Genomic DNA, 26,987 nt, shown 5'->3' with positions numbered 1-26,987 from the left:
GTACTACTCTCCCGCCGCGACAAGCTCTTCAACGGCGTCATGCCGGATACGGTCCGACGGGACGCCGACGCCGACCAGCGCGTCCACGCCGCTGCGGATCATGCCGGGCGGCCCCGACACATACGCGTCGTACTCGCCCCACGGGCCGTACTCCCGCACCGCGTCCGGCAGCCGCCCGCTGATGCTCCTGTACACACCGCCCGTCGGTCCGCTGGAGATCACCGGGCGCACGGACAGCCAGGGATGGGCGTGCTCCAGCCGCAGCATGGTGTCGATGTCATAGAGGTCATGATCACTACGGGCACCGTAGAACACTTCCACCGGCCTCCGGCGGCCGTGCTCGGCGACATCCTCGACCAGTGCCTTGATGGGCGCGATGCCCGTACCGCCGCCCAGGCACAGCAGGCCGTTGTCGGTGGTGTGGTCGACGGTCATCGAGCCGCCCGGCGGGCCGAGCCGGATGACGTCGCCCGGCCGCGCCCGGTGCACCAGCGCACCCGAGACCCAGCCCGCCGGTACCGCCTTGACGTGGAAGGAGAGCAGGCCGTCCGAGCGCGGCGCGCAGGCAAAGGAATAGTGCCGCCACACCCGCGGCCACCACGGCGTCTCCACGCTGGTGTACTGCCCGGCGAGGAACGGGTACGGCTGGTCCGGCCGCACGGTGACGATCGCGACGTCGGACGTGCGCAGCTCGTGCGCGACCACCTCGGCGTCCCACCAGGCGGGCGCGGTGGCCTCGTCCTCGGCGGCGGCGTCGATCATGATCTGCGAGATCTTGGTGTACGCGCGGATCCAGGCGGCCTCGGCCTCGCCGTCCCAGCTCAGCGTGGCGTAACGAGCGAGCGCCCCGAGCAGGCACTCACCGACGGCCGGGTAGTGCTCCGGCAGCGTGCCGTACTTGCGGTGGCCGCGGCCGAGGTGCGCCAGGAACTCGGTGAGCGACGCGTCGTCGTCCACCCGCTGGGCGGCGGTGAGCAGCGCCTTGAACAGCCGGTCGCGCTGCTCGTCCATCGAGACCGGGAAGAGCTGACGCAGGTCGGGGTGGCGGACGAAGAGAAGCGCGTAGAAGTACGAGGTGACCTGGTCCGCCACCGGCTCGATCTCCGCCATGGTGCGCCGGATGAGCAGCGCGTCGGCGGACGCCTCGGCCGCGGCGGGCCGCTGCGTACGGACCGACGCCTCCAGCGCGGACTCCGGCACGGGCCCGGCCGCAGCCGGGACCTCACGGCGGGGCGGGAGGGTGGCGGTCCGGGCGCCGGACCGAGAAGCGGCTTCAGGAGTCGCGCGGGGAGCGGTCGGAGGAACCGCCCGGTCGGCTGCCGCTTCATTCGATTCGGTTGATTCAGCGGATTTGATCGCTTCGACTGATTCGGTGGCCTCAGTCGATTCGGTGGGCTTTTCCGGTGACTTGGCGGGAGAGGGAGTGAACCAACCCCATGCGCCACTGTCACCGTCGGCGCCGTTACCGGCCGACGCGGTGGTCGGAGCGTCCATGGTCTGCCTCGCCTCGAACGGTCGTGGAACGTCTTCGCATTCTTGATCGGCAACCGCTAGCCGGGCAATACCCGCGAAAGCGGGGCAGCTCCGACTCGTGTCACACCCAACGCAGTTCCCGTCTCCGCACGCCTCCGCAGCATGTCAGCCCGCACCCGTACGTACGGGCGGACAGCCTGAAGGCCCGGTAACGCAGGGCGCGTTGCCGGTAGGCTGGCGGACTCCGGACGTGCGCCGGGACAACCCGCGGCGCGCCCGCCCGGTGAATCGGAGTCGACCATACCGGGAGCGGACGAATCCACAAGCCCCGTTCCGCGGCAGCCCGCCGACGCCCCGGTGAAGCCCTGGTGAGTTCCGGGTGAACCGGCCGGTGCCGTGGATGGTGGCGCGAGCCGGTGGGCTCATCCGCCGGCCTTCCCGCCGAGCGTCAGCGCGTACGCCTCCCGCAGGTCCCGTCCCGCGTACGCGAAGGTCGCGAGTTCGCTGACGTGATGATCCGCGTTCACCGCCACGGACGCCGGGAGGGCCGCGAACAGTTCCACGTCGGAGCGGGAATCCCCGTACGCCACGCAGTCGGCCCGGCTCAGCCCGAACGACGCGCAGAGCTCGTCGGCGATCCGCACCTTGGCCCCGGCGGACAGGATGCCGGCCGGGTCCACCCGCTCCCGGAACGGCACGTCCGGCCAGCGCGAGCCGTACGCCGCGTCGGCGCCCCAGCCCAGCAGCCGGTCCACGAAGAAGGACGGCGAAAGGGAGATCACCGCGCAGCGCTCCCCGCGCTCGCGGATGTCGGCCCACACGTCCCGGATGCCGGCCAGCCAGGGCGCCGCCTCGAAAGCGGCCGCGACATCGGCGTGGGTCAGCTCGGTCCACAGGTCGCAGGCCAGCTGCGCGAAGCGCGGCGGAGTCAGCTCGCCGGCCGCGAAGGCGCGTTCCAGCTCGCCGGTCTCCCGTTCCAGCCCGAGCTGCCGCGCGATCTCCACGGCGGCGGCGGACCCGTAGAGCAGCGTTCCGTCCAGGTCGAAGAGGTGCAGCTTGGCCATGGGGGCGAGGGTAGGCGGTAGTACCGCGTGACGGGCGGGCCGGGACGCGTCGGCCGGCTCCGGCCAGTACATCTCCGGTCGGTACAGATCTCCGTACTCGTCCGCGCGTACCGGCGGATACTCCCGCCGTCAGACGCGCCGCGGGCCACCGGGCGCGACGGTGGTGAACATGCAGCAGCTCAGCCGTCCCGCACGCCGGGCCACCCTCGTCGTCCACGTCGTCGTCTCCGTCGGCTGGCTCGGGCTCACGCTCGGCCTGCTGGCGCTCGGCATCGCGGCATCGACCGCGGGCGGTGCCGCCGGGGCCGACGCCGCCCCGCAACTCGCCGCGGCCGCCTACCGCTCGATGAAGATCTTCATCGACTGGCTGATCATCCCGCTCGCGGCGCTCACCCTGGTCTCCGGCCTCGTCCTCTCGCTCGGCACGCCGTGGGGGCTGGCCCAGCACCGGTGGGTGGTCACCAAGTTCTGGCTCACGCTGGGCGCGGTCGTCGCCACCGCCCTCGCGCTGCGTACGCAGATCCACGCGGCGGTCGGCGCGGTGGCAGCCGGCCGGCCGGCGCCCCCGGAGCCCGATCTCGTCGTGGCACCGGCCGTCGCGCTCACGCTGTACGTCTTCCTGACGGCGATCTCCGTACTGAAGCCCTGGGGCCCGACAGCCCGCGGCCGCCGCCTGCGCGGGGAGCGCGGGCGGCGGCCGGAGCAGGTCGACCGGACGGCCGGACGGTGAATCACTCCAGGCCGGCGGCCTGACGGGCGGCGACGGCGATCCGGTGGTCCTGCTCCGGCGCGCCGCCGCCGAAGCCGATGGCGCCGATCAGCCGGCCGTCGCGGTGCAGCGGTACGCCACCCGCGATGAACAGCAGCGGCCGGTCGAGGGCGGTCGGCAGCGTGTGGAAGAGGCCGTCCGGACGGACCAGGTCGACCAGGTCGGCGGTGGGCGCGTCGAGCTGCAGCGCGGTGTACGCCTTGCGGGTACTGGTCTCGCCCGAGATCAGCACGGCCTCGTCGTCCCGCCGGAAGCCGAGCAGGTGGCCGCCGGCGTCCAGCACGGTGATGCTGCCGCGTACGCCTTCACCGTCGGCGGCCCGCCGCGCGGCTTCGACGAGGGCGTCCACGTCCCCGGTGGTGAGCGGGCGGACGGCGGCGATGGGGTCGGGGGTGCTCATGGGTGGTGCTCCTTGGGGGTGGTGCTTGGTACGAGTACGAGGGGTGGTGCGTGGGAGGGAACGGAGCCGGGAGGCTTACCGGGGCGAGCAGCCACTCAAGGAGTCACGCCCGCACGGGTGCCGCCGCGGTCTCCTCCGCCGCGCTCTGCTCCGCCGTCCCGCCCGCGACGACCCGGCCGGTGCCGCCGGCGGCCGCCCGGTCCCGGCGTTCCAGCGCGGCCGACCAGAAGGCCAGTACCAGCGCGGAGGCGGCGAGCAGCGCGCCGACCCAGTTGGGGGCCGTGACGCCGAGGCCGGCCGAGATGACCAGGCCGCCGAGCCAGGCGGCGATCGCGTTGCCGAGGTTGAAGGCGCCGATGTTGACGGCGGAGGCGAGCGTGGGCGCGTCCGCGGTCTGGTCGAGCACCCGCTTCTGCAGCGGCGGTACGGTCGCGAACCCGAAGGCGCCGATCAGCGGGATGGCGACGGCGGCGGCAACCTTGTCGTAGGCGGTGAACGTGAAGGTCCCGAGCACGACGGCCAGCGCCGCGAGCGCCACGTACAGCATCGGCATCAGCGCGCGGTCGGCGAACTTGCCGCCGATCAGGTTGCCGGCCACCATCCCGATGCCGAAGAGGACGAGCAGCCAGGTGACGGACCCGTCGGCGTACCCGGCGGCCTCGGTCATCATCGGCGCGATGTAGGTGATCGCGGCGAAGACGCCGCCGAAGCCGAGCACGGTCATTGCCATGGCCAGCAGGACCTGCGGGTTGCGGAAGGCGGCGAGCTCGCCGCGGAGGTGCGTGCGCTGCGGTGCGCCCGCTTCGCGGCGGTCGGCCGGTACGAGCGCCGCGATGCCCAGCAGACCCAGTACGCCGAGCGCGGCGACGATGAAGAAGGTCGCGCGCCAGCCGACGCTCTGGCCGATGAACGTGCCGGCCGGGACGCCGACGACGTTGGCGACGGTGAGGCCGGTGAACATCATCGCGATCGCGCCGGCCTTCTTGTGCGGCGCGACCAGGCCCGCGGCCACGATCGAGCCGATGCCGAAGAACGCGCCGTGCGCGAGCGAGGCGATCACCCGGCCGGCCAGCATGACACCGAAGACGGGGGCGACGGCCGAGACGAGATTGCCCGCGATGAACAGGCCCATCAGCAGCATCAGCATCCGCTTGCGCGAGACGCGGGCGCCGAGGACGGCCAGCAGCGGGGCACCGACCACGACACCGAGCGCGTAGCCGGTGGTCAGGAAGCCGGCGGTGGGGATGGAGACGCCGAAGTCGGCGGCGACCTCCGGCAGCAACCCCATGATCACGAACTCGGTGGTGCCGATTCCGAAGGCGCCGATGGCCAGCGCCAGAAGTGCGAGAGGCATGACTGGGCCCTTCAAAACGTTGCAGGGGGAGGTTTGGCGCGTTCACAATAATTGCAGACGCGGTTTACTTGCAAGCGCGGGCTATTTCGCGGGTGGCCTACCCTGAGGAGTACGACCCAAAGGAGGGTTCTCATGACGCAGTGCCAGCAGACGGTCCGCGCACCCGGCCTCGCCCAGGGGTGGTGCGCGCTCTCCGTCCTGCACGGCCGGATCGAGGCGCACATCGAGCGCGCCCTGCAGGACGGGCACGAACTGAGCGTGCGCGAGTACTCCGTCCTGAACGTGCTCAGCGAGCAGCACGACGGCGTGGGCGGCCACCTGCGCATGCACCAGGTCGCCGACGCGGTCGTCCTCAGCCAGAGCGCGACGACGCGCCTGGTCACCCGGCTCGAGGAGCGCGGGCTGCTGTCCCGCTACCTGTGCCCCGACGACCGCCGCGGCATCTACACGAACGTCACCGAGCAGGGCCACCAGCTGCTGGAGGAGGCGCGCCCCACGCACGACGCGGCGCTGTCCGAGGCGCTGCGCGAGGCGGCGCGGCGCCCGGAGCTGGCGCCCCTGGTGGCCGCGGTGGAGGGCATGGCTGCGGGGGCCGTACCGGCCGAGGCCTGATCCGACCTGGCGCACACCACCTGATCAGGAGTGCTGTGCGCCGGTCGGGAGTGCCGCGCGCCAGGAGATCAAGAGTGGTGTGCGCTACGCGCAAGACCCCTGGGACACGGGCCGCACACGGCATATGGTCGCGCGCATGAGCGATTTCAAGATCCGCCGGGCGGCCGAAGCGGACCTCCCCGCCATCGTGGCGCTGCTGGCCGACGACGCACTGGGCGCCACCCGCGAGTCCCCGGACGACCTGACTCCGTACCGTACGGCGTACAAGCGGCTGGCCGATGACCCGAACCAGCACCTGGTCGTCGCCGAACGCGCCGGCCGCGTCGTGGGCACCCTCCAGCTCACCGTCATTCCGGGACTCTCGCGGCGCGGCGCCACCCGGTCGATCATCGAGGGCGTGCGCATCCACTCCGAGGAGCGGGGGAGCGGCCTCGGCACCCGGCTCATGGACTGGGCGGTGGAGGAATCCCGGGCGCTCGGCGTGGAGTTGGTACAGCTGACCTCCGACGCCACCCGCGTCGACGCCCACCGGTTCTACGAGCGGATCGGCTTCGACGCCTCCCACCTGGGCTTCAAGCGCCAGCTGTGACCTCGGCGGGGCCATCGGCGGTACCGGTCGTGGACCCATCCGCGGACCCGTCGGCGGGCTCCGTCTCAGGCGCTGCGGTATCTCCGGAACGCGCCCTGGACCGGGTCCGATGCGCCTTCTGCCGGCAGGCCCCGCCGCAGTAGCGGGCGGGCCGGCCGGTATGCGCCATTCGCACAGGTCCGCCGCATTCTTCGCACGCAGTTTCGTTATTCTCTGCGGGTTCGAACGGGAGTTTCGTTACGTCCCGCCCGGCCCGCAGTCCGTCACACATCAGGGCCGTCATACGGCCCGAAACCCCCTCCCCCGGCGCCTCTCCCGGCCCGTCGGACGCCGCCGACCGGCGGACTTCCATCGCCATGCATCCGGTCAACAGCACCCGTACATCGACGATGGACACGTCCTTACGCACCGCGCCGGCCCGCTGAGCCCTGAGCAGCAGCACGTCCAGCGCCGACCAGAATTCCTCTTCCAGTCCCGGGAGTACGGGACGCACATCGGTCACCGTCGCCCCTTCCAGTGCGGCGCACATCGCCTTGTTCTGCGCGACCAGCCTGACCACCGAGGAAATGAACCGAAAAAAGACCTCGCCGGGGTCCGGTACATCGGCCAAGTCCCGTGCCGTATCGGTGAATAGCCGCAACCGGTCCGCGACTGTCGCCCTGAACAGGGCGTCTTTGGACGGGAAATGGCGGTAAACGGTGCCCGCCCCCACCCCCGCGCGCCGTGCGATCTCTCCAAGCGGAACGGTCAACCCGCGTTCCTCAAAGGCGGATCGGGCCGCCTGCAGCACGAGCGCCCTATTGCGTCGCGCGTCGGCGCGCAATGCAGCGGACCCAGTCTCCGGCATTCTCCCCGGCCTCCTCGAAACGGCTGCGCCTCTGTCCCGGAAACCGCGTAGATAAACGGGCCGGGCATTCCGATTCTAAGGGCCGCTAAAAGCATGATCGACAACCGCGTATCCGGCGCGCCGCCGAAAAGAGCCGACGAAAAACTGCGACAGAAACGGGTTGTGCCCTCCGTTTATGGAGACGTGGCTGGACCACCCCCGGGGAGCCGGCCGTTAACTGGCCGCCGCGACCTCGGCCACCCTCGGGACTCGCTGCCCTGCGAGACTCGCCACCTGCGGAACTCGCCCTCGCCCCCGCCCCTGTCCACGCAGCGCTCAACTCGCCCATAAATTAGGGCACTTAGAGGGCCCAGCACTCCGTTTTCAGGTGAATTGCCGGCGAATACTCGCCGCCCCTCGGAGAGCGTTCATTCCGGTTCCGCGCCCGGCTCCCCCGCGCCCCCGGGGCGCACATGACTGTGGGGCCGTGTTTCACGTGAAACACGGCCCCACTCAGGCCATCTCCCGGCCTACAGGCCCATCAAGCACTCGAATGGCCTACATCGCCCTCCGACGCCTTCCGCTGCGACTCACTCAGGCCCGGTCAGCCCTCGATCAGCCCCCGATCACCGCGTCCCATGCGGCCCCCGCCGCCTCCAGGGCGGCCTCGGTGTCCGGCTCCGCACCCAGCGTCCGCAGTCCCTCGCCCAGCGCGGACAGCGCGGCCAGGACCACTCCACGGTCCGCCGCCCGGCCGTAGTGGTTCAGCCGGATCATCTCCTTGGCCAGCGCCCCGGCCGCTGCCTGCAGCGGTACGCCACCATTCGCAGCCAGTGCCGCGGCGACGACCTCGCGGGCGTCCACGTCCTCCGGCGCCCGGAGCGTCGTGGCGGCCGGCGCGGCGTCCTCGTCACGGAGCACGTACGGCGTCAGGCCGCCCAGGGCCCGTACGCCCGCACGCGTCGCCGCCGCGGCGGCGCGATGGCGGGCGATGACGGTGTCCAGCCCCTCGTCGTTCACCCGGTCCACGGCCTGCTCCAGCGCCAGCATCTCCAGCTGCGCCGGCGCGTGCGGCAGCGCCGTACGGCCGCCGTCGATCCAGCGCTCCTTCCAGTCCAGCAACGAGAGGTAGGAGCGGCGCGGCGCCTGCTCATTGGCGGCGATCCGCTCCCAGGCGCGGGCACTGACCGACGCAACCGAGACACCTGCCGGTCCCGCCAGCGCCTTCTGCCCGCCGATGACGCAGAGGTCCACGCCCCACTCGTCGGTACGCAGCGGCTCCGCGCCCACCGACGCCACCGCGTCCAGCATCAGCAGCGCACCGTGCTCCCGCACCACCGCGCCGATCTCGGCGACGGGGTTGGTGTTGCCGGTCGCGGCCTCGGCGTGCACCAGGCTCACGAAGTCGATGGCGGGGTTCTCGCGCAGCGCGTCCGCGACCTGCTGCGGCGAGACCGCACCGGTGAACGGTGCGGTGATCGTGACCACCTCGGCGCCGCAGGACCGCAGCCAGCCGCCGAAGGTCTCGCCGTACGGCCCGGTGATGACGTTCAGGGCGGTGCTTCCGGGCCGTACGGCCGAGCGGATGCACGCCTCGAGCGGCAGCAGCGCCTCGCCCTGCATCGCCACGACGTCCGCTTCGGTACCCATCAGCGCGGCGACCTTGTCCTCGATCCGCGCGAAGTGCGCCGCGGTGAGCGGCGGCAGGTCGAGCAGCACCGGGGCGTCGGAGTTCGCGGTCGCGGTCGCATCGTTCACGGCAGTCACAGTGGCCTTCCAGCGGTAGCGGGCCCCGCACGACGGCGGCTCCCGGGCACTCCTGATATCTGGCTCGACTGTACGTCCGCCCCTTCACCCCGACTCCGGCACCCGCTGCCGGCGTGCTCACCCCTCCGTTCGCCACCCGCCCGCGTCGACGCCGCCCGGCACCGGCGCCGACGGCTCGTACGGCGCGCGGGTGAACACGAACGTGCCCAGATCCAGATGGCTCACCGAACCGTCCCCGGCCCGCACCGCGCGCAGCGTCTCCCCCGCGTAGTAACCGTCCAGGCCCGTCCAGCTCCCGTCCTCCGCCGGCCGGAACCGCGAGCTGCGGCCCCCACCGGGCATCGGGCTCAGCTCCAGCTCCCGGCCCGCCCGCAGCCGCAGAAGGTACGGAGCGGAGCCCCAGAACCAAGGCCCGGTCAGCGCCAGCAGCTCCTCGTCCAGCGGTCCGGCAAGCGGTCGCCACGGCTCGGGAATCCGCGGCTCCCGCTCGGCCACGATCCGTACGAAGTCGGCGGCGATCCCGCTCACCGCGGGGCCCGACGTGCAGTTGGCCAGCGTGACACCCGCGACGCCCTCGTCCGTACCGGCGTCCGTACCGACCCACAGGGAGGCCAGGAAGCCCGGCATGGAGCCGGTGTGCCCGGCCAGCACCCGGCCGTCGTCCGTCCGCAGCAGCTGCATCCCGAGGCCGTACCCCGTGCTCCAGTCACCCTCCGCCGGTACGGCGGGCGTCCGCAGCTCGGCCACGCTCGCCGCGCCGAGTACCCGTTCGTCGCCCCGGGCCAGGAACGCCACCCACCGGCACAGGTCCGACACCGTCGACCACAGCTGGCCGGCCGGCGCCATCCGCCCGGTGTCCTCGGCCGGTTCGGGCAGCAGCACGTCCGCCCAGGGGTGTACGGCCCAGCCGGCCGCGTGCGGTGCCACCGGGTCCAAGGTCGTACGCGTCATCCCCAGCGGCTCCAGTACCTCACGGCGCAGTACCTCGCCCCAGTGCTCGCCACCGCGCAGCCGCTCGACGAGCGCGCCCAGCAGCGCGTATCCGGGGTTGGAGTAGTGGTGCCGGCGGCCCGCCGGGTGGCGGCGCGGCCGCTCACCGAAGAGGTCGGCCGGCCCCGGCCGCAGCAGGCCCGGCGTCCGCTCCCACCAGGGCCCGCGCGCCTCGGCCGCCAGCCCGGCACTGTGCGAGAGCAGCTGCGCGACCGTCGCGTCGGGGACCGGCGTACCGTCGAGGTGCTTGCCCAGCGGATCGGCCAGCCCGAGCAGCCCCTCGTCCCGCAGCCGCAGGACGAGCACCGCCACGAACGTCTTGGTGAGCGAACCGATGCGGTACTGCGTGTCGGCGTGCGGCACCGCGCCGTCCACCGCCCCGCGCAGTCCCAGCCACACCGGCTGCCCGTCCCGTACGACCGCTCCCACCATGGACGGCGCCCGCCCCTCCGTCTGCCCTACGGCCAACCGCCGCCACAGCGCCCGCCTGGTACCCGGCAACAGCTCCGCGCCCTGGCGGTCCTCGTCCGAAGACACCGCCGCACCGGCCCAGCTCCTCACACCACTCACGCCCCACTCCATCCCTCATGCTCCGGCATGCCGACCGCCGACGAACTGCCGTACCGCATCGGCGAATACGACAGGCTCAGTCTCACGGACCGTACGGCCGGCAGTCAGCTCACCTTCGAGGCGATCGAGGGAGTTCCGGGCCGGAGCCCCGGACCGGGCCGGGTGGCGGTCGACCGTTCAGGCGAACTCCGGCGTCATCGCCGCGGCCATCTTCAAATGCAGCGCGGCCTCGTCCTCCTTGCCCAGCCGCTGCAGGGTGCGGCCGAGCATCAATCGCGCGTACGAGTCGTCTAGCGCGTCCCCGACCAGCGCCTCCAGTGCTTCACGGGCGCGCGACAGCTGTGCCGAGTGGAAGTAACCGCGGGCCGCGAGGCGACGGACGTTCAGGTCGTCGGCGTGCGCGTCGAGCAGCGGCTTCAGCACGGTGAGCGCCCCCAGCGGATCGTGCTGGTCGAGCAGGGACTCCGCCCAGCGCAGACGCCGTACCTCAGTGGGCATTTCGCGGCTGCGGTCGCCCTGGGCGAGGAATTCCGCGATCGCCTCCGGCGGCTGGGCGCCGGCGAGCGCCCGGTCGCCGACCACGATCGTCGGCGAGGTCGCGATGGCGCGTGCCTTGCCGATCAGGAGGAGCTCCCGCACGTCGCGGTCGCCCGCATCGGTGTCCAGCAGCGCTGCTCCCTCCGCGAACCCGGACCGGGCGGCGATGTCCTTGAGGCTGCTCCGGTCGCTGATGTCGGCGCCGTCGATGAAGTGGGCCTTCATGACCTGCTCGGCCACCTCGTTCTGCAGCACGGCACCACCGTGCCCGAGAGCCAGGTGGAGGAGGCGGTGCGCGTCGTGGCTGGCGGCCCGCCAAGCCGCTCCCCAGCGCGGGCCCAGACCTTCCGCTGCCGCGATCTCCGAGATGCGCACCCGGTTCTCGGCCGGGGACAGGCCCGGCGCGCACTGCCGCAGCGCGGCATCCACCATCGGGTCGCGCCATGCCTCCTCGAGGGGTACGGCCCGGTCCGGCGTGGTCGGGTCGATCCTGAACGGGCGCCACACCACCTCGACTTCGGTCCCGTCCGGCTCTCGGCTCGCGAGTGCCTTCTCCAGACGCCGCTTGCCGATGTATGCCCACGCGCAGACCACGTCTGCCCAGATCTCGATTCGCATGACCGGGACACTAGCCGACAGTTGTCGTTTAGAAAAGCGACAACTGTCGGTTAGTGTGTGCGGCATGAACCTGGATGACCCTCGCGCCCGGCGCAGTCGGGCCCGGCTGCGGACGGCGATCCTGGAACTGGTCGCGGACAAGGACCCCGCGGCGATCTCCATGTCGGAGGTCGCCAAGCAGGCCGGGGTGAACCGGGCCACCGTGTACCAGCACTTCCCCGACGTGAACGCGCTGGTCACCGAGGCCATGGAAGACGCCGTGGCGCATGTGGCACGAGCGGCGGCGCTGTGCCCTCAGGACGCCCCCAGGGACGAAGCCCCGGAGCCGCTGCACGAGTTGTTCCAGCACGTCACCGGCAACGCGGCTCTGTACCGGCGCATGCTCGGCACCCACGGCAGCGCGCTGTTCGCCACGCGGCTGCGGGAACGGATGACTGCCGAGCTCACCGCGGCTTTCCGGGACGGGCGGCGGCCCAGCGGGTTCGACGACGTACCGCCCGAGGTGCATGCCGCGTACCTGGCAGGCGCGTTGATCGGCGTGATCGCCACCTGGATCACGGACGACACGCCTGCGCCGGCCGATGACACGGCACTGGCGTTCTGGAAGCTCTTCCGGTCCTGACCACGAGCACGTCGCCGCGCCACGGCGCCCGGCCAAGGGCCGTCAGGTCTGGGCCATGTCCACGAAGCGGGAGTAGTGGCCCTGGAAGGCGACGGTGATGGTGGCGGTGGGGCCGTTTCGGTGCTTGCCGACGATGATGTCCGCCTCGCCCGCTCGCGGGGACTCCTTCTCGTAGGCGTCCTCGCGATGCAAGAGGATGACCATGTCGGCGTCCTGCTCGATCGATCCCGACTCACGGAGGTCGGAGACCTGCGGCTTCTTGTCCGTACGCTGCTCAGGGCCACGGTTCAGCTGGGAGAGCGCGATGACCGGGAGCTCCAGCTCCTTGGCGAGCAGCTTGAGGTTACGGGACATGTCCGAGACCTCCTGCTGACGGCTCTCGACGCGCTTGGAGCCGCCGGACTGCATCAGCTGCAGATAGTCGATGACCACCAGCTTCAGGTCCTGCCGCTGCTTGAGGCGGCGGCACTTGGCTCGGATCTCCATCATCGAGAGGTTCGGCGAGTCGTCGATGAAGAGGGGCGCGGCCGAGACGTCGGGCATCCGGCGGGCGAGCCGGGTCCAGTCCTCGTCCGTCATCGCGCCGGAGCGCATGTGGTGCAGTGCCACCCGCGCCTCGGCGGACAGCAGACGCATCGCGATCTCGTTGCGGCCCATTTCGAGCGAGAAGATGACGCTCGGCATGTTGTGTTTGATCGAACACGCCCGAGCGAAGTCCAGCGCGAGCGTGGACTTACCCATCGCCGGTCGGGCCGCGACGACGATCATCTGGCCGGGGTGCAGGCCGTTCGTCAGCGAGTCGAGGTCGGAGAAGCCGGTGGGGACGCCGGTCATCTGGCCCTGGCGGGAGCCGATCGCCTCGATCTCGTCGAGCGCGCCCTCCATGATGTCGCCGAGCGGGAGGTAGTCCTCGCTGGTGCGCTGCTCGGTGACGGCGTAGATCTCCGCCTGGGCGCTGTTGACGATCTCGTCGACGTCGCCGTCGGCGGCGTAACCCATCTGCGTGATCTTGGTGCCGGCCTCGACGAGCCGTCTCAGCACCGCCCGCTCGTGGACGATCTCCGCGTAGTACTCGGCGTTCGCGGCCGTCGGCACGGACTGCACGAGGGTGTGCAGATACGACGCGCCGCCCACCCGGCCGATCTCGCCGCGCTTGGTCAGCTCGGCGGCGACGGTGATCGGGTCCGCCGGCTCGCCCTTGGCGTACAGGTCGAGGATGGCCTGGTAGACCAGCTCGTGCGCCGGGCGGTAGAAGTCGTGGCCCTTGAGGACCTCGACCACGTCGGCGATGGCGTCCTTGGAGAGCAGCATGCCGCCGAGCACGGACTGCTCGGCGTCCAGGTCCTGCGGCGGGACCCGCTCGAAGCCGCCGGACCACCCGCCCTCGCCGTCCTCGCGGTCGAACCGGTCCTCGCGGCCGCGTCCCTTGCCGTCGCTCCGGCGGGAGCGGGCGGGCAGCCGGTCGCCGGGGCCGGAGTCGGCCCAGGGGTCCTCCATGGGCTGCATGGGCTCAGGCACGCTCACCACGCCACCTCCTCCCGTCCGCGACGCGGACCTTGCTGTGCCCTTCTTTCTTACGGCACGGCTCTGACAATCGAGACACCCGACTCCGCTTACGGCGCGACGAGTTCGGATGAATCCAGGGACCGACACGGGGAGGGGGCGCCGCACAACGGTAGGCCGCCGGGCACCGTCCGCCAATCTGGTTATCCACAGGCCATGTGGATGATCGCCCCCAACCTGTGGAGAACTCCCCGGTTCCTGTGCACGGCGCGGGGGAAATCGGTGTGGACAAACACACAATCACCCCTGCCTGACGCCTCTGACCTGCGGCTTCTTCGTCCATAGCCTGTGGGGGAGAAAAACTTCGGCAACCTGTTCAAGATCGCGCCATTCGCTGGGGAGAAGTACCCCTTCCGCCCCGACAGGTAAGGAGCGGAAGCTAGTTGTGTCTCTTACCTGTGGAAGATTAGATTGGGTGCATGACACAGGCTCCCGCGAAGCCCCGGCGCACCGGCCGCAGGCACGACCGCGAGATCATCGCACTCGCTCTCCCCGCGTTCGGCGCGCTCGTCGCGGAACCCCTCTTCGTCATGGTCGACAGCGCCGTCGTCGGCCACCTCGGCACCCCGCAGCTGGCCGGGCTCGGCGTCGCTGCCGCCCTCCTCACGACCGCCGTCTCGGTCTTCGTCTTCCTCGCCTACGCGACCACAGCGGCCGTCGCCCGCCGGGTCGGCGCCGGCGACCTCTCCGCCGCCATCCGCCAGGGCATGGACGGCATCTGGCTCGCCCTCCTCCTGGGCGCCGCCGTGATCGCCGTCGTACTGCCCACCGCCCCCTGGCTGATCGACGTCTTCGGGGCGTCCACCACCGCCGCTCCGTACGCCACCACCTACCTGCGCATCAGCTCCCTCGGCATCCCCGCGATGCTCGTCGTGCTCGCCGCCACCGGCGTGCTCCGCGGTCTGCAGGACACCAGAACCCCGCTGTACGTCGCGATCGGCGGCTTCACTCTCAACGCCGCCCTGAACGTTGGCCTGGTCTACGGCGCCGGCCTGGGCATCGCCGGCTCCGCCTGGGGCACCGTCATCGCCCAGTGCGGCATGGCCGCCGTCTACCTCACCGTCGTCGTCCGCGGCGCCAAGCGGCACGGCGCCTCGCTGCGCCCCGACGCCGCCGGTATCCGCGCCTCCGCGCAGGCCGGCGTGCCGCTGCTGGTGCGTACCCTCTCGCTGCGTGCCGTCCTGATGATCGCCACGGCGGTTGCCGCACGGCTCGGCGACGCCGATGTGGCCGCCCACCAGATCATCCTGACCCTGTGGTCGTTGCTGGCCTTCGCACTGGACGCGATCGCCATCGCCGGCCAGGCCATCATCGGGCGCTATCTGGGCGCGGGGGATGTGGACGGGGCGAAGGCCGCCTGTCGACGCATGGTCGAGTGGGGCATCGCCTCCGGAGTGGTGCTCGGCATCCTGGTCGCACTGGCCCGGCCGCTGTTCATCCCGCTGTTCACCGCCGATCCAGCCGTGAAGGACGTTCTGCTGCCGGCCCTGCTGGTGGTCGCGGTGAGCCAGCCCGTCTCCGGCATCGTCTTCGTCCTCGACGGCGTACTGATGGGCGCGGGGGACGGGCCGTATCTGGCCGGGGCGATGCTCGTCACGCTGGCGGTCTTCGCACCCGTGGCGCTGGCGGTACCGGCGCTGGGCGGCGGGCTGACCGCGCTGTGGTGGTCGATGGCGCTGATGATGGCCGTACGCATGGTGACCCTGTGGATCCGTACCCGCTCCGGCCGCTGGATCGTGACCGGCGCGGCCCGCTGAGGCGGTACCCACAGACGGCCGCCGCGCCCGCCGGGCTGCGCGGCCGGCTCCGAACAACCGAAGGGGCCGCATCCTCGGAAGGATGCGGCCCCTTCGGCGTGACTCGGTCACCGGGCCACGGTCAGCGGCTGCTGCCCGCGACCCCGCGATCAGGCCGTGCGATCGGGCTGCACTCAGGCAGCGACGACCTCGACACCGAGGTTGGCGACAACCTCGGGGTGCAGACGCACGGAGATCTGGTGCGCGCCCAGGGTCTTGATCGGCGAACCGACCTCAACGCGGCGCTTGTCCACGTCCGGGCCACCGGCGGCCTTGATCGCCGAGGCGATGTCGGCCTGGGTGACGGAGCCGAACAGGCGGCCGGCGTCGCCGGCACGGACGGCCAGCTGCACCTTGACGCCCTCGAGCTGACCCTTGACCTCGTTGGCCTGCTCGACCGACGCGATCTCGCGGATCTTGCGACCGCGGCGGATCTGCTCTACGTCCTTCTCGCCGCCCTTGGTCCAGCGGATCGCGAAACCGCGCGGGACCAGGTAGTTACGGGCGTAACCGTCACGGACGTCAACGACGTCGCCGGCGGTGCCGAGGCCAGAGACCTCGTGGGTGAGGATGATCTTCATGTTTCGGTCACCCTTCCCTTATCGCGCGGTGGAGGTGTAGGGCAGCAGCGCCATCTCACGGCTGTTCTTCACGGCCGTGGCGACGTCACGCTGGTGCTGGGTGCAGTTGCCGGTGACCCGGCGGGCACGGATCTTGCCGCGGTCGGAAATGAACTTCCGCAGCAGGTTCGTGTCCTTGTAGTCGACGTAGGAGATCTTCTCCTTGCAGAACACGCAAACCTTCTTCTTCGGCTTGCGAGCAGGCGGCTTTGCCATTGTCTCTCTCCAGTGAGTTTCAAGAAGTTTGTGCTGGCGCCCTCAGGCCGCCGGGCCCACGTTTCACGTGAAACCGTGTTTCACGTGAAACAGCCCCGCGTGTACGTGCCAGACGTACGTGCCTAGAAGGGCGGCTCGTCCGAGTAGCCGCCGCCGGAGCCACCGCCCCAGCCGCCACCGCCGCCACCCTGCTGGCCACCGCCTGCAGGAGCACCGGTCGCCCAGGGGTCGTCGGCGGGAGCCCCGCCGCCCTGCTGGCCGCCGCCGGGGCCGCCGCCCCAGCCGCCACCACCCTGGCCGCCGCCCTGCGGGCCGCCGCCGAAGCCGCCGCCCTGAGCACCCCGGCCGCTGGTCTTGGTGACCTTGGCCGTGGCATTGCGCAGGCTCGCGCCGACCTCGTCGACGTCGAGCTCGTAGACCGTGCGCTTCACGCCCTCGCGGTCCTCGTACGACCGCTGCTTGAGGCGGCCCTGCACGATCACGCGAGTGCCCCGCGTAAGGGACTCGGCGACGTTCTCCGCCGCCTGACGCCACACCGAGCAGGTCAGGAACAGGCTCTCGCCGTCCTTCCACTCATTGGTCTGACGGTCGAAGGTGCGGGGAGTGGACGCGACGCGGAACTTCGCGACCGCCGCACCGGACGGGGTGAAGCGCAGCTCGGGGTCGTCGACAAGATTGCCGACGACCGTGATGACGGTCTCGCCTGCCATTAGGGGAACCTCTCGGCGGGTGTGCTGCTGGCTGCTGTGTTGCTACTCGAACCCGATGTCCGCTGAACGCTTACGCGGTCAGTGGGTCTCGGGACGGAGGACCTTGGTCCGGAGGACCGACTCGTTCAGGTTCATCTGACGGTCGAGCTCCTTGACGACGGCCGGCTCGGCCTGGAGGTCGATGACCGAGTAGATGCCCTCGGGCTTCTTGTTGATCTCGTACGAGAGACGACGACGGCCCCAGGTGTCGACCTTCTCGACCTTGCCGTTGCCCTCACGGACGACGGAAAGGAAGTTCTCGATCAGGGGGGAGACAGCGCGCTCCTCCAGATCGGGGTCGAGGATGACCATCACCTCGTAGTGACGCATGTGGAACCCACCTCCTTTGGACTCAGCGGCCACGGTCGTTCCGTGGCAGGAGGGTCGTGATGCGTTCCGCGCCCGGTCCGTACAGCGAATGCGGACAGACATGGGCGCAGACCGTACAGAGTACCTGCCTGAAGGCTTCCGGTTGAAATCAGGCCGCCGATCCCCCCAATCTGGAACACAACGGGTGTGAGCGGCGTTACAGTGCGCCGCCTGTCTACGGAGGTGCCGCATGGCACATGCAGTACAGCCCCAGAAGCCCCAGCAGCAGCACGGCCTGCTCTCCCTGCTGAACAGCGACGGCAAGGCGCACCCCCTCGAGAACACCCTCGCCGCGGTGACGCTGGTGCTGGGCCTCGTCGCCGTCATCTCCGCCTACTTCACCCACCTGCACCTGCTCAGCTCCTGGGCCGGGCTGTTCGGCGTCGGCACCGGTGCCTGGGGACAATTCATCTCGGTGACGACCGGGGAACGCTTCGTGCTGATCATCGGCCTCGGCGCGGCGGCACTCGGGTTCTTCCTCGGCATGGCGCACGGCGGCCTCTTCGGAGGCGTGCTGGGCTAGCCGCACGGATGATGTACGGACGCCTGCGTCCGTAGGCCCAGACGGGGCGCTCCCTTGGCGCAGTAGGCTTCGGCGCGAGAGCCGGAGCCCCGACCACGGGGACAAACCTGCCGAGGAGCGCCCCGCATGAGCCTGACCCTGAGGACCATCAGTCGAGAGCAGCATCTGGCATATATCCAGAGTCTGCCCGCGGCCAGCCACATGCAGGTCCCGGCCTGGGCCGATGTGAAGTCCGAGTGGCGCTCCGAGAACCTGGGTTGGTTCGACTCCACCGGTCAGCTCGTCGGCGCCGGCCTGGTCCTCTACCGCCAGCTGCCCAAGATCAAGCGGTACCTCGCGTACCTCCCCGAGGGCCCCGTCATCAACTGGTACGCGCCCAACCTTGAGGACTGGCTGCAGCCGATGCTCGCGCATCTCAAGCAGCAGGGCGCCTTCTCCGTGAAGATGGGCCCGCCGGTCGTCATCCGCCGCTGGGACGCCGCCGCGATCAAGTCCGGCATCCAGAGCCCCGACGTCAAGCGGCTGCGGGACGTGGAGGCCACCCATATCGAGCCGCGCGCCTTCGAGGTCGCCGACCGGCTGCGCCGCATGGGCTGGCAGCAGGGCGAGGACGGCGGTGCGGGCTTCGGTGACGTGCAGCCCCGCTACGTCTTCCAGGTGCCACTGGAGAACCGCTCGCTGGAGGACGTCCACAAGGGCTTCAACCAGCTGTGGCGCCGCAACATCAAGAAGGCCGAGAAGGCCGGCGTCGAGGTCGTCCAGGGCGGCTTCGAGGACCTCACCGAGTGGCAGCGGCTGTACGAGATCACCGCGGTGCGTGACCACTTCCGCCCGCGGCCGCAGAGCTACTTCGAGCGCATGTGGAAGGCCCTCAACAGCGAGGACCCGAACCGCATGCGGCTGTACTTCGCCCGCCACAACGGCGTGAACCTCTCCGCGGCGACGATGCTGGTCGTCGGTGGTCACGTCTGGTACTCCTATGGCGCGTCCGACAACATCGGCCGCGAGGTCCGCCCGTCCAACGCGATGCAGTGGCGGATGCTGCGGGACGCCTACGCGCTCGGCGCGACCGTTTACGACCTGCGCGGCATCAGCGACTCGCTGGATGAGACCGATCATCTCTTCGGTCTGATCCAGTTCAAGGTCGGTACCGGTGGGCAGGCGGCGGAGTACCTGGGCGAGTGGGACTTCCCGCTGAACAAGCTCCTGCACAAGGCGCTGGACATCTACATGTCGCGGCGCTGACCGCTCGCCCACGGCATTCCCCACAGATCCGACGCATCACAGCAACGAGAAAGGTTCACGGGCCGGCCATGGCGCTCACCCTCTACGTCGACACCGCGCGCTGGCGGGCGCACCAGCAGCAGGTGCTGCAGCAGTTCCCGGGACTGGTCCCGGTCTGCAAAGGCAACGGCTACGGCTTCGGCCACGAGCGTCTCGCCGATGAGGCGACCCGCCTGGGCTCCGACCTCCTGGCCGTCGGCACCACCTACGAAGCGGCCCGCATCAAGGACTTCTTCAGCGGTGACCTGCTCGTTCTGACGCCGTTCCGGCACGGCGAGGAGCCGGTGCCGCTGCCGGACCGGGCGATCCGCTCGGTCTCCTCGGTCCAGGGGCTCGGCGGACTGGCCGGGGCGCGGGTCGTGATCGAGGTCATGAGCAGCATGAAGCGGCACGGCGTCACGCCGGAGGAGCTGCCGATGCTGGCGTCCGCGATCGAGAACGTACGGCTGGAGGGCTTCGCCATGCACCTCCCGCTGGACCGTACCGACGGCACGGACGCGGTGGACGAGGTCATCGGCTGGATGGACCGGCTCCGCAACGCCCGGCTGCCGCTGCACACCATGTTCGTCAGCCACCTCAAGGCCGACGAGCTGCACCGGCTGCAGGCCCAGTTCCCGCAGACCCGCTTCCGCGCCCGGATCGGCACGCGGCTGTGGCTCGGCGACCACGACGCCACCGAGTACCGCGGCGCGGTCCTGGACGTCACCCGCGTCGCCAAGGGCGACCGCTTCGGCTACCGCCAGCAGAAGGCGGCCTCCGACGGCTACCTCGTCGTGGTGGCCGGCGGCACCTCGCACGGCGTCGGCCTGGAGGCCCCCAAGGCGCTGCACGGCATGATGCCGCGCGCCAAGGGCGTCGCCCGGGCCGGCCTGGCGACGGTGAACCGCAACCTCTCGCCGTACGTGTGGTCCGGCAAGCAGCGTTGGTTCGCGGAGCCGCCGCACATGCAGGTCTCCATCCTGTTCGTGCCCAGCGACGCGCCGGAGCCGAAGGTCGGCGAGGAGCTGGTGGCCCACCTGCGGCACACCACCACCCAGTTCGACCGTCTCGTGGACCGCTGACCTGCGGCTTCCGGCCCCAATGCAACGGGCCCGGAGGCACGGCTCCTCGCCGTGCTTCCGGGCCCAACGCGTTTCTCCGGCCGACCTGCCGACGCGCGCGCCGACGCCGGCGGTCAGTCCCCGGCCGGTCCCCACTCGACCCGTGCCACACCCTCGAACGGGGCGGCGTGCCGCGGTGCGTGGTGCTGCCGCCCCAGGACGAACACGTCAGGGGCCTGGTCCAGGACGCCGCCCGAGGGGTCGTCGGCACCTTCCCGGCGCACCGTGTCCCGGTCCGGCAGCAGGATGTCCCTGATCACCAGCGCGCACAGGTACAGCGTGCCCAACAGATGCAGGACGATGGCGAGTTGATAGCCCTCGGGCGGCAGGCCTTGGTGCTTGTCCCCGCTGCCGCTGTACGCGAGGTACAGCCAGATGCCGAGGAAGTACATGACCTCGCACCCCTGCCACACCAGGAAGTCCCGCCAGCGCGGCCGGGCCAGTGCGGCCAGCGGGACCAGCCAGAGCACGTACTGCGGTGAATAGACCTTGTTGGTCAGGATGAAGAGCGCGACGACCAGGAACGCCAACTGGGCCAGGCGCGGGCGGCGCGGCGCATAGAGCGTGAGCAGGGCGATGGCCCCGCACCCGACGATCATCAGCAGCGTCGCATAGGTGTTGGCGTACTCCAGCGGGTTGCCAGTGCGCTGGGAGATCAGCAGCCAGACGGAGCCGAAGTCGATCGGCCGCTCCTGGCTGAAGGTGTAGAACTTCTGCCAGCCGTCCCAGGCGGGCAGCATCACGGGCAGATTCACCGCCAGCCAGGAGAAGACCGCGCCACCCGTCACCGCGCCGAACGCCCGCCACTTCCCGGCTCGCCAGCACAGGACGAACAGCGGCCCCAGCAGCAGGACGGGGTAGAGCTTGGCCGCTGTCGCCAGCCCGATGAACACCCCGGCGGCGAGCGGGCGGCTGCGCGACCAGAGCAGCATCGCCACCGAGGCCAGCGCGACGGCGAGCAGATCCCAGTTGATGGTGGCCGTCAGCGCGAAAGCGGGCGCCAGGGCGACGAGCAGGGCGTCCCAGGGCCGCTTGCGGTGCGTCCGGGCCACACAGACCGCGATGACGGCGGCGCAGGCCATGAGCATCCCGGCGTTGACCAACCAGTAGATCTGCTCGCGGTGCTGCATCGTGCCGCCGTGCGGGGTCAGCCACGAGGCGACCTCCATGAACACACCGGTCAGTACCGGGTATTCGAGGTACTGCATGTCACCGGGCAGCCGGTCGAAGTACGGGACGAGATTCTCGGCGAACCCGCGTCCGACGTAGAGGTGCGGGATGTCCGAGTAGCAGGCGTGGGTGTACTGGCTGGTCGCGCCGAAGAACCAGGCGCCGTTGTAGCAGGGCAGCTTCTGCACCATCCCCAGCGCGAACATCCCCAGGGCGACCAGAGCGATGACGCGTACCGGCGTCCACCAGCTCGCACCGAACAGTACGCGGCGGCCGAGCGGGCCGCCGATCAGCTCGCTGCCGGCCGCCGCCACCTCGTCCCGTTGCGTCGGCCGTACGGGCTCGTCCTGTCGCACGCTCGTCATGGGGTCATCCTGCCGCACGTCCCTGTGCCGGAGACGGCGAAGCCCCCGCCCGGGCATGCCGGGTCGGGGGCTCGTCGTTTCGCATCCGCTGTTTCACGTGAAACCAGTCGAGCGTTTCACGTGAAACAGCGCGCGGTCAGTTCTCGAAGCCGTCCGGGCCTCCGAAGAAACCACCGCCGTCATCGCCGCCGGGTGGCTCGGTGGCCGGTGGCGAGGTCTCGCCGCCGGGATCGGCCGGGTCACCGGTCGGGCCGCCGTCCTGGCCTCCGTCGTCCTTACAGCCCAGGTCCCAGGGCGAGCAGGTGTCGCTCGGCGACGGGCTGGGGGAGGACTCGCTCGGGCTTTCCGAAGGCGTCTCCGACGGCTCCTCCGTCGGCTTCTCCTCGGTCTTCGTCGGGGTCGGCTTCGGGCTGGCGCTCTCGCCGTAGACGACCTTGCCGATCGGCTGCGGCTGCGGGAACGCCTCCATTGGCTCGCCCTGCATCGCCCGCATCATGTAGTCGCGCCAGATCTGCGAGGGGAACGAAGCTCCGTGGATCTTCTCCTCGCCGCCGACGCCGTACATCTTCAGGAAGCGCTGCGACTTCGCCTGGTCGTTGACGCGCCACATGCCGATCGTGGTGGCCAGCTGCTTGGTGTAGCCCGCGAACCACGCCGACTTGTTGTCATCGGTGGTACCGGTCTTGCCGGCCGCCTCGCGGCCGTCCGGCAGCTGCGCCGCCGTACCGGTGCCCTTCTTGATCACGTTCTTGAGCACGTCCGTGACGTTGTTGGCCACGTTCGGGTCGAAGGCCGTCTTGGTCTTCGACTCGTGCTTGTAGTAGCTGGTGCCGTCCTTGGTCACCGACTCGACGGAGTACGGGTCGGTCTGCTCGCCGCTGGCGGCGAAGGTGGCGTACGCACCGGCCAGCCGGATGGCGCTGGGCGCCGAGGTGCCCAGGGAGAAGGTCGGCGTGGTCCGCGCCATGCTGTTGTCGTCCCGCAGACCGGCGGCGATGGCCTCCTGCTTCACCACGTCGGTGCCGACGTCCATGCCCAGCTGGATGTAGGGCGTGTTCACCGAGTACTGCATGGCGGTGCGCAGGCTGACGCGGCCCTTGTCCTCATTGCCGTCGTTGGCCTGGTGCCACTCCTTGCCGTCCCGGTCGTGCCAGACGGTTCCGTCGTAGTTGAGCAGCCGCACCTTGTTGTTGCCGTTGTACATGCTGTTCGGCGACACGGGAGTGCGGACGGCCGGGTTGTCCGGGTCCCGCACTCCCTTGTCCATCGCCGCGGCCAGCACGAATGGCTTGAACGTGGAGCCGACCTGGACACCGGTGTAGTCGGCGTTGTTGGTGTAGTGCTCCGTCGCGTCCTTGCCGCCGTAGATGGCGACGATCTTTCCGGTCTTCGGCTCGACCGAGGCCCCGCCGAACTGCACGTACTTGTCGACCGCCCGCTGCTCGGGATTCAGCGCCTTCTTGGAGACGTTCTCGACAGCCTTGGTCAGTTCACCCATCTTCTTGCGGTCGAAGGTGGTGTGAATCGCGTAGCCGCCCTGCTTCAGCTGGGCATCCGAGATGTTCGTGTTGGCGGTGATGTAGTTGTTGGCGAGGTCGACGAGGTAGCCCTTCTGCCCCCGCAGGTCCATCGCCTTCTTCGGCGGCCGCGGCATGGGGAAGTCGTCGTCCGTGATCTTGGCCCGTGCCGCCTTGGACAGCCGGCCCACCTGGACCTCCCGGTCCAGCGTCCACGACCAGCGCGCCTTGGCCCGCTTGTAGTTCGCGTTCTTGCTCTCCGTCGTGACGAACGGGTCGTAGAGGTTGGGGCCGTTGAGCAGCGAGGAGAGGAAGGCGCTCTCACTCCTGTTGAGGTCTTCGCTGTCCTTGTTGTAGTAGGCGCGCGACGCGGCCTGGATGCCGTAGGCGCCACGCCCGTAGTACGCCGTGTTGAGGTACCCGGCCAGGATCTTGGGCTTGGGCTCCGAGGCGCCCACCTTTATCGAGATGAACAGCTCGGTGATCTTGCGCTTGAGCGTCTGCTCCTGGTTCAGGTACGTGTTCTTCACGTACTGCTGCGTAATCGTCGAGCCACTCTGGGTCTCGCCGCCCATGGCCATCTTGACCACCGCGCGGGCGATACCCATCGGGTCGACACCCGAGTCCGTCTCGAACGAGGCGTTCTCCGCGGAGATCACCGCGTCCTGCATCGCCTTGGGGATCTGGCTGATCGGCACGATCTGGCGGTTGAGCTCACCACCACCGGCGACGACCATCGGCTTGTTGTCGGACCAGTAGTAGACGTTCTTCTGGACCTTCGCCAGCTTCTGCGCGTCGGGAACGTCGACGTATGCCAGCGCGATGCCGGACAGGCCGAGCACGAGCGCGATGAAGCCCAGGCAGCTGCCCAGCACGAGGCGCCAGGACGGCACCCAGCGGCGCGCCCCGTACTTGCCCGCGCGCGGGTAGTCGATGAACCGCTTCTTGGGCGGGTGGCCATCGCCGCCCGCACCGCCGCCGGAGCGCCGGCCGCCGCGGCCGGCCCCTCCGGCCGCCGCCGCTTCGGGCGCCCTCCGGCGCCCGCCGCGTTGCGCAGCCCGGCGCGCGGCCGCCCGCCCCTGGTAGGGAGGCTCCTGCTCGGGCACGCCGGACGGGGAAGCGGCAGCAGAAGCGGACGCCCTGCTGGAACCGCGCGACGGCGCGGCTCGGCGGCCACTCGATTGTTGCTGTGCGGCGCGTCGGGCCGCGGCACGTCCGCCACCTTGCGGCTGCGGCGGTTTGCGACGGTGCTCGCTCATGGAACGGTTACTCCTCGGGCAGGCGCGCTATCTCATCGCCTGAAGGCGGCAGTTCACTTCAGGTCCCCCCGACAACACGGCCCGCATTGGTCGCACGGGCCGCACTACACCGGGGACGGAGACGCCACTTCTCGCCACTTGGTTCCCGGCAGTCTGCATGCCGCACAGACTACGCACGGCCAAAACCTGCCCAGCCTCGAAATTCACTCCAAATCAGTCACGTTGGCTACAGCGAATCGGCGATGTGATGCCGTTCACCGTCCCCGCCCTTGTCCCACTCAGCTGCCCGTTCTATCGTCTGGATGTATCGAGTCGATACATCAGCTCGGCATAAAGAGCGCACACAGCTGGGGAGGCGGAGGATGAGCAGACGGTCCGGCATCCTCGAATTCGCCGTGCTCGGCCTGCTGCGCGAGTCCCCCATGCACGGCTACGAGCTGCGGAAGCGGCTCAATACTTCGCTGGGCGTTTTCCGAGCGTTCAGCTACGGCACGCTCTACCCCTGCCTGAAATCCTTGGTCGCGCACGGCTGGCTGGCCGAGGAGACCGGGGGAGACACGGCCCAGGGCGCCGCCCCGGCCGCGTCACTCGCGGGACGCCGAGCCAAGATCGTCTACCGGCTGACGGCGGAGGGGAAGGCGCACTTCGAAGAGCTGCTCTCCCACTCCGGGCCCGACGCCTGGGAGGACGAGCACTTCGGTGTCCGGTTTGCCTTCTTCGGGCAGACCTCGCGCGATGTACGCATGCGTGTACTGGAGGGCCGGCGCAGCCGCCTGGAGGAGCGCCTCGAAAAGATGCGCGCCTCCCTGGCCCGCAGCCGCGAGCGGCTCGATGACTACACCCTCGAGCTGCAGCGGCACGGCATGGAGTCCGTGGAACGCGAAGTGCGCTGGCTGAACGAGCTGATCGAGAGCGAGCGGGCCGGGCGCGACCAGCGTGCCCCGGATGCCGCAGCCCCGGACCGGAACGAGTCAGGAGAGACGGGCGGCCTGCCCCGACACCGGGGTGGATCCCGGCCGGATCCGTCCGATGACACCGCAACATGAGGCTCCGCAGCCGCGGAGCCGCGTCGAGAACAAACAGGGAGCAACCGGAATGGGTTCGGTTCGCGTAGCCGTCGTCGGCGTGGGCAACTGCGCCGCATCGTTGGTACAGGGCGTCGAGTACTACAAGGACGCCGACCCGGACAGCCGCGTGCCCGGTCTGATGCACGTGCAGTTCGGTGACTACCACGTGCGGGACATCGAGTTCGTGGCTGCCTTCGACGTCGACGCCAAGAAGGTCGGCCTCGACCTCGCCGACGCCATCGGCGCCAGCGAGAACAACACCATCAAGATCTGTGACGTGCCGCGCTCCGGCGTGACCGTGCAGCGCGGCCACACCCTCGACGGCCTCGGCAAGTACTACCGCCAGACCATCGAGGAGTCCGCCGAGGCCCCCGTCGACGTCGTCCAGGTCCTCAAGGACCAGCAGGTCGACGTCCTGGTGTGCTACCTCCCCGTCGGCTCCGAGGACGCCGCGAAGTACTACGCCCAGTGCGCCATCGACGCCAAGGTCGCCTTCGTCAACGCCCTCCCGGTCTTCATCGCCGGCACCAAGGAGTGGGCGGACAAGTTCACCGAGGCGGGCGTCCCGATCGTCGGTGACGACATCAAGTCCCAGGTGGGCGCCACCATCACGCACCGCGTGATGGCCAAGCTCTTCGAGGACCGGGGCGTCATCCTGGACCGCACGATGCAGCTGAACGTCGGCGGCAACATGGACTTCAAGAACATGCTCGAGCGCGAGCGCCTGGAGTCCAAGAAGATCTCCAAGACGCAGGCTGTCACCTCCCAGATCACCGACCGTGACATGGGCGCGGACAACGTCCACATCGGTCCCTCGGACTTCGTCGCCTGGCTGGACGACCGCAAGTGGGCCTACGTCCGCCTGGAGGGTCGCGCCTTCGGTGACGTCCCGCTGAACCTGGAGTACAAGCTCGAGGTCTGGGACTCCCCGAACTCCGCGGGCGTCATCATCGACGCGCTGCGCGCCGCGAAGATCGCCAAGGACCGCGGCATCGGCGGCCCGATCCTCTCCGCTTCCTCGTACTTCATGAAGTCCCCGCCGGTCCAGTACTTCGACAACGAGGCCCGGGACAACGTCGAGAAGTTCATCAAGGGCGAGGTCGAGCGCTGAGGTAGCGCGACTGCGGACGCCGCCGCGACCGCACCGTCCTGACCGCGGGCCCTTGGGAATCTCCCCAGGGGCCCGCGGCCTGTGTGA

At 70.1% G+C, this 26,987-nt stretch carries 25 protein-coding genes; 10 read left to right on the top strand and 15 right to left on the bottom strand.

All coding sequences use genetic code 11. The annotated features are described in order from the left end of the window. Positions 1–3 precede the first annotated feature (3 nt). Both IF04_RS35885 and IF04_RS0120430 read right to left on the bottom strand, forming a co-directional pair. Entirely contained in the window at positions 4–1,494 is a 1,491-nt protein-coding gene (locus IF04_RS35885) for a globin domain-containing protein (RefSeq protein WP_030259551.1), read from the bottom strand. A gap of 401 nt (positions 1,495–1,895) precedes the next feature. Further along, positions 1,896–2,537, bottom strand: a complete 642-nt coding sequence (locus IF04_RS0120430) for an HAD family hydrolase (protein ID WP_030259549.1) — start codon at positions 2,535–2,537, stop codon at positions 1,896–1,898. Positions 2,538–2,706: 169 nt separating this feature from the next. Between IF04_RS0120430 and IF04_RS0120425 the strand changes: the two genes are divergently transcribed. Next, entirely contained in the window at positions 2,707–3,267 is a 561-nt protein-coding gene (locus tag IF04_RS0120425) for a hypothetical protein (RefSeq protein ID WP_030259546.1), read from the top strand. Position 3,268: 1 nt separating this feature from the next. Here the strand turns inward: IF04_RS0120425 and IF04_RS0120420 are convergent, their stop codons facing one another. Beyond that, positions 3,269–3,706 (bottom strand): GlcG/HbpS family heme-binding protein, encoded by a 438-nt coding sequence (locus IF04_RS0120420; RefSeq protein WP_030259543.1) that lies wholly within the window; start codon positions 3,704–3,706, stop codon positions 3,269–3,271. A 103-nt stretch (positions 3,707–3,809) separates the two neighbouring features. Next, entirely contained in the window at positions 3,810–5,060 is a 1,251-nt protein-coding gene (locus IF04_RS0120415) for an MFS transporter (protein ID WP_030259540.1), read from the bottom strand. A gap of 132 nt (positions 5,061–5,192) precedes the next feature. On the opposite strand from IF04_RS0120415, the gene IF04_RS0120410 reads away from it, so the two are divergent. Continuing rightward, positions 5,193–5,672: a MarR family winged helix-turn-helix transcriptional regulator gene (locus IF04_RS0120410; protein WP_030259536.1), complete on the top strand. Its 480-nt coding sequence runs from the start codon at positions 5,193–5,195 to the stop codon at positions 5,670–5,672. Between the two features lie 136 nt (positions 5,673–5,808). Beyond that, positions 5,809–6,261 carry a GNAT family N-acetyltransferase gene (locus IF04_RS0120405; RefSeq protein ID WP_030259533.1) on the top strand — a complete coding sequence of 151 codons (453 nt, stop codon included), beginning with the start codon at positions 5,809–5,811 and terminating at the stop codon, positions 6,259–6,261. Here the strand turns inward: IF04_RS0120405 and IF04_RS0120400 are convergent. The 4 genes from IF04_RS0120400 to IF04_RS0120385 form a co-directional block, all read right to left on the bottom strand. Beyond that, positions 6,245–7,108, bottom strand: a complete 864-nt coding sequence (locus IF04_RS0120400) for a TetR/AcrR family transcriptional regulator (RefSeq protein ID WP_063829498.1) — start codon at positions 7,106–7,108, stop codon at positions 6,245–6,247. The two genes, IF04_RS0120405 and IF04_RS0120400, sit on opposite strands and share 17 nt — an antisense overlap. A gap of 594 nt (positions 7,109–7,702) precedes the next feature. Then, entirely contained in the window at positions 7,703–8,854 is a 1,152-nt protein-coding gene (locus IF04_RS0120395) for a pyridoxal-phosphate-dependent aminotransferase family protein (protein WP_030259527.1), read from the bottom strand. Positions 8,855–8,971: 117 nt separating this feature from the next. Continuing rightward, positions 8,972–10,426, bottom strand: a complete 1,455-nt coding sequence (locus tag IF04_RS0120390) for a serine hydrolase domain-containing protein (protein WP_078600526.1) — start codon at positions 10,424–10,426, stop codon at positions 8,972–8,974. A 165-nt stretch (positions 10,427–10,591) separates the two neighbouring features. Further along, on the bottom strand, positions 10,592–11,569 hold the full coding sequence (locus tag IF04_RS0120385; protein ID WP_030259521.1) for a DsbA family protein: 978 nt from the start codon (positions 11,567–11,569) through the stop codon (positions 10,592–10,594). 64 nt (positions 11,570–11,633) lie between these two features. On the opposite strand from IF04_RS0120385, the gene IF04_RS0120380 reads away from it, so the two are divergent. Then, a complete protein-coding gene (locus IF04_RS0120380) occupies positions 11,634–12,191 on the top strand; it encodes a TetR/AcrR family transcriptional regulator (RefSeq protein ID WP_030259517.1) in 558 nt (185 codons plus the stop codon). Between the two features lie 42 nt (positions 12,192–12,233). Here IF04_RS0120380 and dnaB read toward each other — a convergent pair whose 3' ends face one another. Beyond that, positions 12,234–13,688 carry a replicative DNA helicase gene (gene dnaB, locus IF04_RS0120375; RefSeq protein WP_030259514.1) on the bottom strand — a complete coding sequence of 485 codons (1,455 nt, stop codon included), beginning with the start codon at positions 13,686–13,688 and terminating at the stop codon, positions 12,234–12,236. A 485-nt stretch (positions 13,689–14,173) separates the two neighbouring features. On the opposite strand from dnaB, the gene IF04_RS0120370 reads away from it, so the two are divergent. Next, the gene (locus tag IF04_RS0120370) at positions 14,174–15,511 is read left to right on the top strand and encodes an MATE family efflux transporter (RefSeq protein WP_030259510.1); all 1,338 of its coding nucleotides are present in this window, start codon (positions 14,174–14,176) and stop codon (positions 15,509–15,511) included. 173 nt (positions 15,512–15,684) lie between these two features. Here the strand turns inward: IF04_RS0120370 and rplI are convergent, their stop codons facing one another. The 4 genes from rplI to rpsF form a co-directional block, all read right to left on the bottom strand. Beyond that, entirely contained in the window at positions 15,685–16,131 is a 447-nt protein-coding gene (gene rplI / locus IF04_RS0120365; protein ID WP_030259507.1) for a 50S ribosomal protein L9, read from the bottom strand. Positions 16,132–16,149: 18 nt separating this feature from the next. Further along, positions 16,150–16,386 carry a 30S ribosomal protein S18 gene (gene rpsR, locus IF04_RS0120360; RefSeq protein ID WP_003978893.1) on the bottom strand — a complete coding sequence of 79 codons (237 nt, stop codon included), beginning with the start codon at positions 16,384–16,386 and terminating at the stop codon, positions 16,150–16,152. 122 nt (positions 16,387–16,508) lie between these two features. Next, positions 16,509–17,096 (bottom strand): single-stranded DNA-binding protein, encoded by a 588-nt coding sequence (locus tag IF04_RS0120355; protein WP_030259504.1) that lies wholly within the window; start codon positions 17,094–17,096, stop codon positions 16,509–16,511. Positions 17,097–17,174: 78 nt separating this feature from the next. After that, positions 17,175–17,465, bottom strand: a complete 291-nt coding sequence (gene rpsF / locus IF04_RS0120350; protein WP_003978891.1) for a 30S ribosomal protein S6 — start codon at positions 17,463–17,465, stop codon at positions 17,175–17,177. A gap of 229 nt (positions 17,466–17,694) precedes the next feature. Here rpsF and IF04_RS0120345 point away from each other — a divergent pair, with 229 nt between their 5' ends. From IF04_RS0120345 to IF04_RS0120335, 3 genes are all read left to right on the top strand, one after another. After that, positions 17,695–18,027, top strand: coding sequence for a hypothetical protein (locus IF04_RS0120345; protein ID WP_030259500.1), 333 nt, complete (start codon positions 17,695–17,697; stop codon positions 18,025–18,027). A gap of 126 nt (positions 18,028–18,153) precedes the next feature. Further along, positions 18,154–19,272, top strand: coding sequence for a lipid II:glycine glycyltransferase FemX (locus IF04_RS0120340; protein ID WP_030259497.1), 1,119 nt, complete (start codon positions 18,154–18,156; stop codon positions 19,270–19,272). A 68-nt stretch (positions 19,273–19,340) separates the two neighbouring features. Then, positions 19,341–20,372, top strand: coding sequence for an alanine racemase (locus IF04_RS0120335; protein WP_030259495.1), 1,032 nt, complete (start codon positions 19,341–19,343; stop codon positions 20,370–20,372). Between the two features lie 113 nt (positions 20,373–20,485). Here the strand turns inward: IF04_RS0120335 and IF04_RS0120330 are convergent, their stop codons facing one another. Together IF04_RS0120330 and IF04_RS0120325 are read right to left on the bottom strand one after the other, a co-directional pair. Next, positions 20,486–21,946 (bottom strand): glycosyltransferase family 87 protein, encoded by a 1,461-nt coding sequence (locus IF04_RS0120330; RefSeq protein ID WP_030259491.1) that lies wholly within the window; start codon positions 21,944–21,946, stop codon positions 20,486–20,488. A gap of 136 nt (positions 21,947–22,082) precedes the next feature. Further along, positions 22,083–24,722: a transglycosylase domain-containing protein gene (locus IF04_RS0120325; RefSeq protein ID WP_030259486.1), complete on the bottom strand. Its 2,640-nt coding sequence runs from the start codon at positions 24,720–24,722 to the stop codon at positions 22,083–22,085. A 362-nt stretch (positions 24,723–25,084) separates the two neighbouring features. Here IF04_RS0120325 and IF04_RS0120320 point away from each other — a divergent pair, with 362 nt between their 5' ends. Further along, positions 25,085–25,768 (top strand): PadR family transcriptional regulator, encoded by a 684-nt coding sequence (locus IF04_RS0120320; RefSeq protein ID WP_030259483.1) that lies wholly within the window; start codon positions 25,085–25,087, stop codon positions 25,766–25,768. 49 nt (positions 25,769–25,817) lie between these two features. Then, positions 25,818–26,900, top strand: coding sequence for an inositol-3-phosphate synthase (locus IF04_RS0120315; protein WP_030259481.1), 1,083 nt, complete (start codon positions 25,818–25,820; stop codon positions 26,898–26,900). Positions 26,901–26,987: the final 87 nt, after the last annotated feature.

It is taken from the genome of Streptomyces violens (genome assembly GCF_000717745.1).
Classification (GTDB): domain Bacteria; phylum Actinomycetota; class Actinomycetes; order Streptomycetales; family Streptomycetaceae; genus Streptomyces; species Streptomyces violens.
Note: the sequence above shows the minus strand (reverse complement) of the source record. Positions and strands in the feature narration are given on the sequence as shown.

Excerpts from the sequence above, each read along its gene's own strand:
- IF04_RS0120335 (WP_030259495.1), top strand. The coding sequence starts at position 19,341 with ATGGCGCTCACCCTCTACGTCGACACCGCGCGCTGGCGGGCGCACCAG.
- IF04_RS0120390 (WP_078600526.1), bottom strand. The coding sequence starts at position 10,426 with ATGGAGTGGGGCGTGAGTGGTGTGAGGAGCTGGGCCGGTGCGGCGGTG.
- rplI (WP_030259507.1), bottom strand. The coding sequence starts at position 16,131 with ATGAAGATCATCCTCACCCACGAGGTCTCTGGCCTCGGCACCGCCGGC.
- IF04_RS0120370 (WP_030259510.1), top strand. The coding sequence starts at position 14,174 with ATGACACAGGCTCCCGCGAAGCCCCGGCGCACCGGCCGCAGGCACGAC.
- dnaB (WP_030259514.1), bottom strand. The coding sequence starts at position 13,688 with ATGGAGGACCCCTGGGCCGACTCCGGCCCCGGCGACCGGCTGCCCGCC.
- IF04_RS0120425 (WP_030259546.1), top strand. The coding sequence starts at position 2,707 with ATGCAGCAGCTCAGCCGTCCCGCACGCCGGGCCACCCTCGTCGTCCAC.
- IF04_RS0120410 (WP_030259536.1), top strand. The coding sequence starts at position 5,193 with ATGACGCAGTGCCAGCAGACGGTCCGCGCACCCGGCCTCGCCCAGGGG.
- IF04_RS0120400 (WP_063829498.1), bottom strand. The coding sequence starts at position 7,108 with ATGCCGGAGACTGGGTCCGCTGCATTGCGCGCCGACGCGCGACGCAAT.
- IF04_RS0120385 (WP_030259521.1), bottom strand. The coding sequence starts at position 11,569 with ATGCGAATCGAGATCTGGGCAGACGTGGTCTGCGCGTGGGCATACATC.
- IF04_RS0120415 (WP_030259540.1), bottom strand. The coding sequence starts at position 5,060 with ATGCCTCTCGCACTTCTGGCGCTGGCCATCGGCGCCTTCGGAATCGGC.
- IF04_RS0120315 (WP_030259481.1), top strand. The coding sequence starts at position 25,818 with ATGGGTTCGGTTCGCGTAGCCGTCGTCGGCGTGGGCAACTGCGCCGCA.
- IF04_RS0120345 (WP_030259500.1), top strand. The coding sequence starts at position 17,695 with ATGGCACATGCAGTACAGCCCCAGAAGCCCCAGCAGCAGCACGGCCTG.
- IF04_RS0120355 (WP_030259504.1), bottom strand. The coding sequence starts at position 17,096 with ATGGCAGGCGAGACCGTCATCACGGTCGTCGGCAATCTTGTCGACGAC.
- IF04_RS0120340 (WP_030259497.1), top strand. The coding sequence starts at position 18,154 with ATGAGCCTGACCCTGAGGACCATCAGTCGAGAGCAGCATCTGGCATAT.
- IF04_RS0120405 (WP_030259533.1), top strand. The coding sequence starts at position 5,809 with ATGAGCGATTTCAAGATCCGCCGGGCGGCCGAAGCGGACCTCCCCGCC.
- rpsR (WP_003978893.1), bottom strand. The coding sequence starts at position 16,386 with ATGGCAAAGCCGCCTGCTCGCAAGCCGAAGAAGAAGGTTTGCGTGTTC.
- IF04_RS0120325 (WP_030259486.1), bottom strand. The coding sequence starts at position 24,722 with ATGAGCGAGCACCGTCGCAAACCGCCGCAGCCGCAAGGTGGCGGACGT.
- IF04_RS35885 (WP_030259551.1), bottom strand. The coding sequence starts at position 1,494 with ATGGACGCTCCGACCACCGCGTCGGCCGGTAACGGCGCCGACGGTGAC.
- IF04_RS0120330 (WP_030259491.1), bottom strand. The coding sequence starts at position 21,946 with ATGACGAGCGTGCGACAGGACGAGCCCGTACGGCCGACGCAACGGGAC.
- IF04_RS0120320 (WP_030259483.1), top strand. The coding sequence starts at position 25,085 with ATGAGCAGACGGTCCGGCATCCTCGAATTCGCCGTGCTCGGCCTGCTG.
- IF04_RS0120420 (WP_030259543.1), bottom strand. The coding sequence starts at position 3,706 with ATGAGCACCCCCGACCCCATCGCCGCCGTCCGCCCGCTCACCACCGGG.
- IF04_RS0120380 (WP_030259517.1), top strand. The coding sequence starts at position 11,634 with ATGAACCTGGATGACCCTCGCGCCCGGCGCAGTCGGGCCCGGCTGCGG.
- IF04_RS0120430 (WP_030259549.1), bottom strand. The coding sequence starts at position 2,537 with ATGGCCAAGCTGCACCTCTTCGACCTGGACGGAACGCTGCTCTACGGG.
- rpsF (WP_003978891.1), bottom strand. The coding sequence starts at position 17,465 with ATGCGTCACTACGAGGTGATGGTCATCCTCGACCCCGATCTGGAGGAG.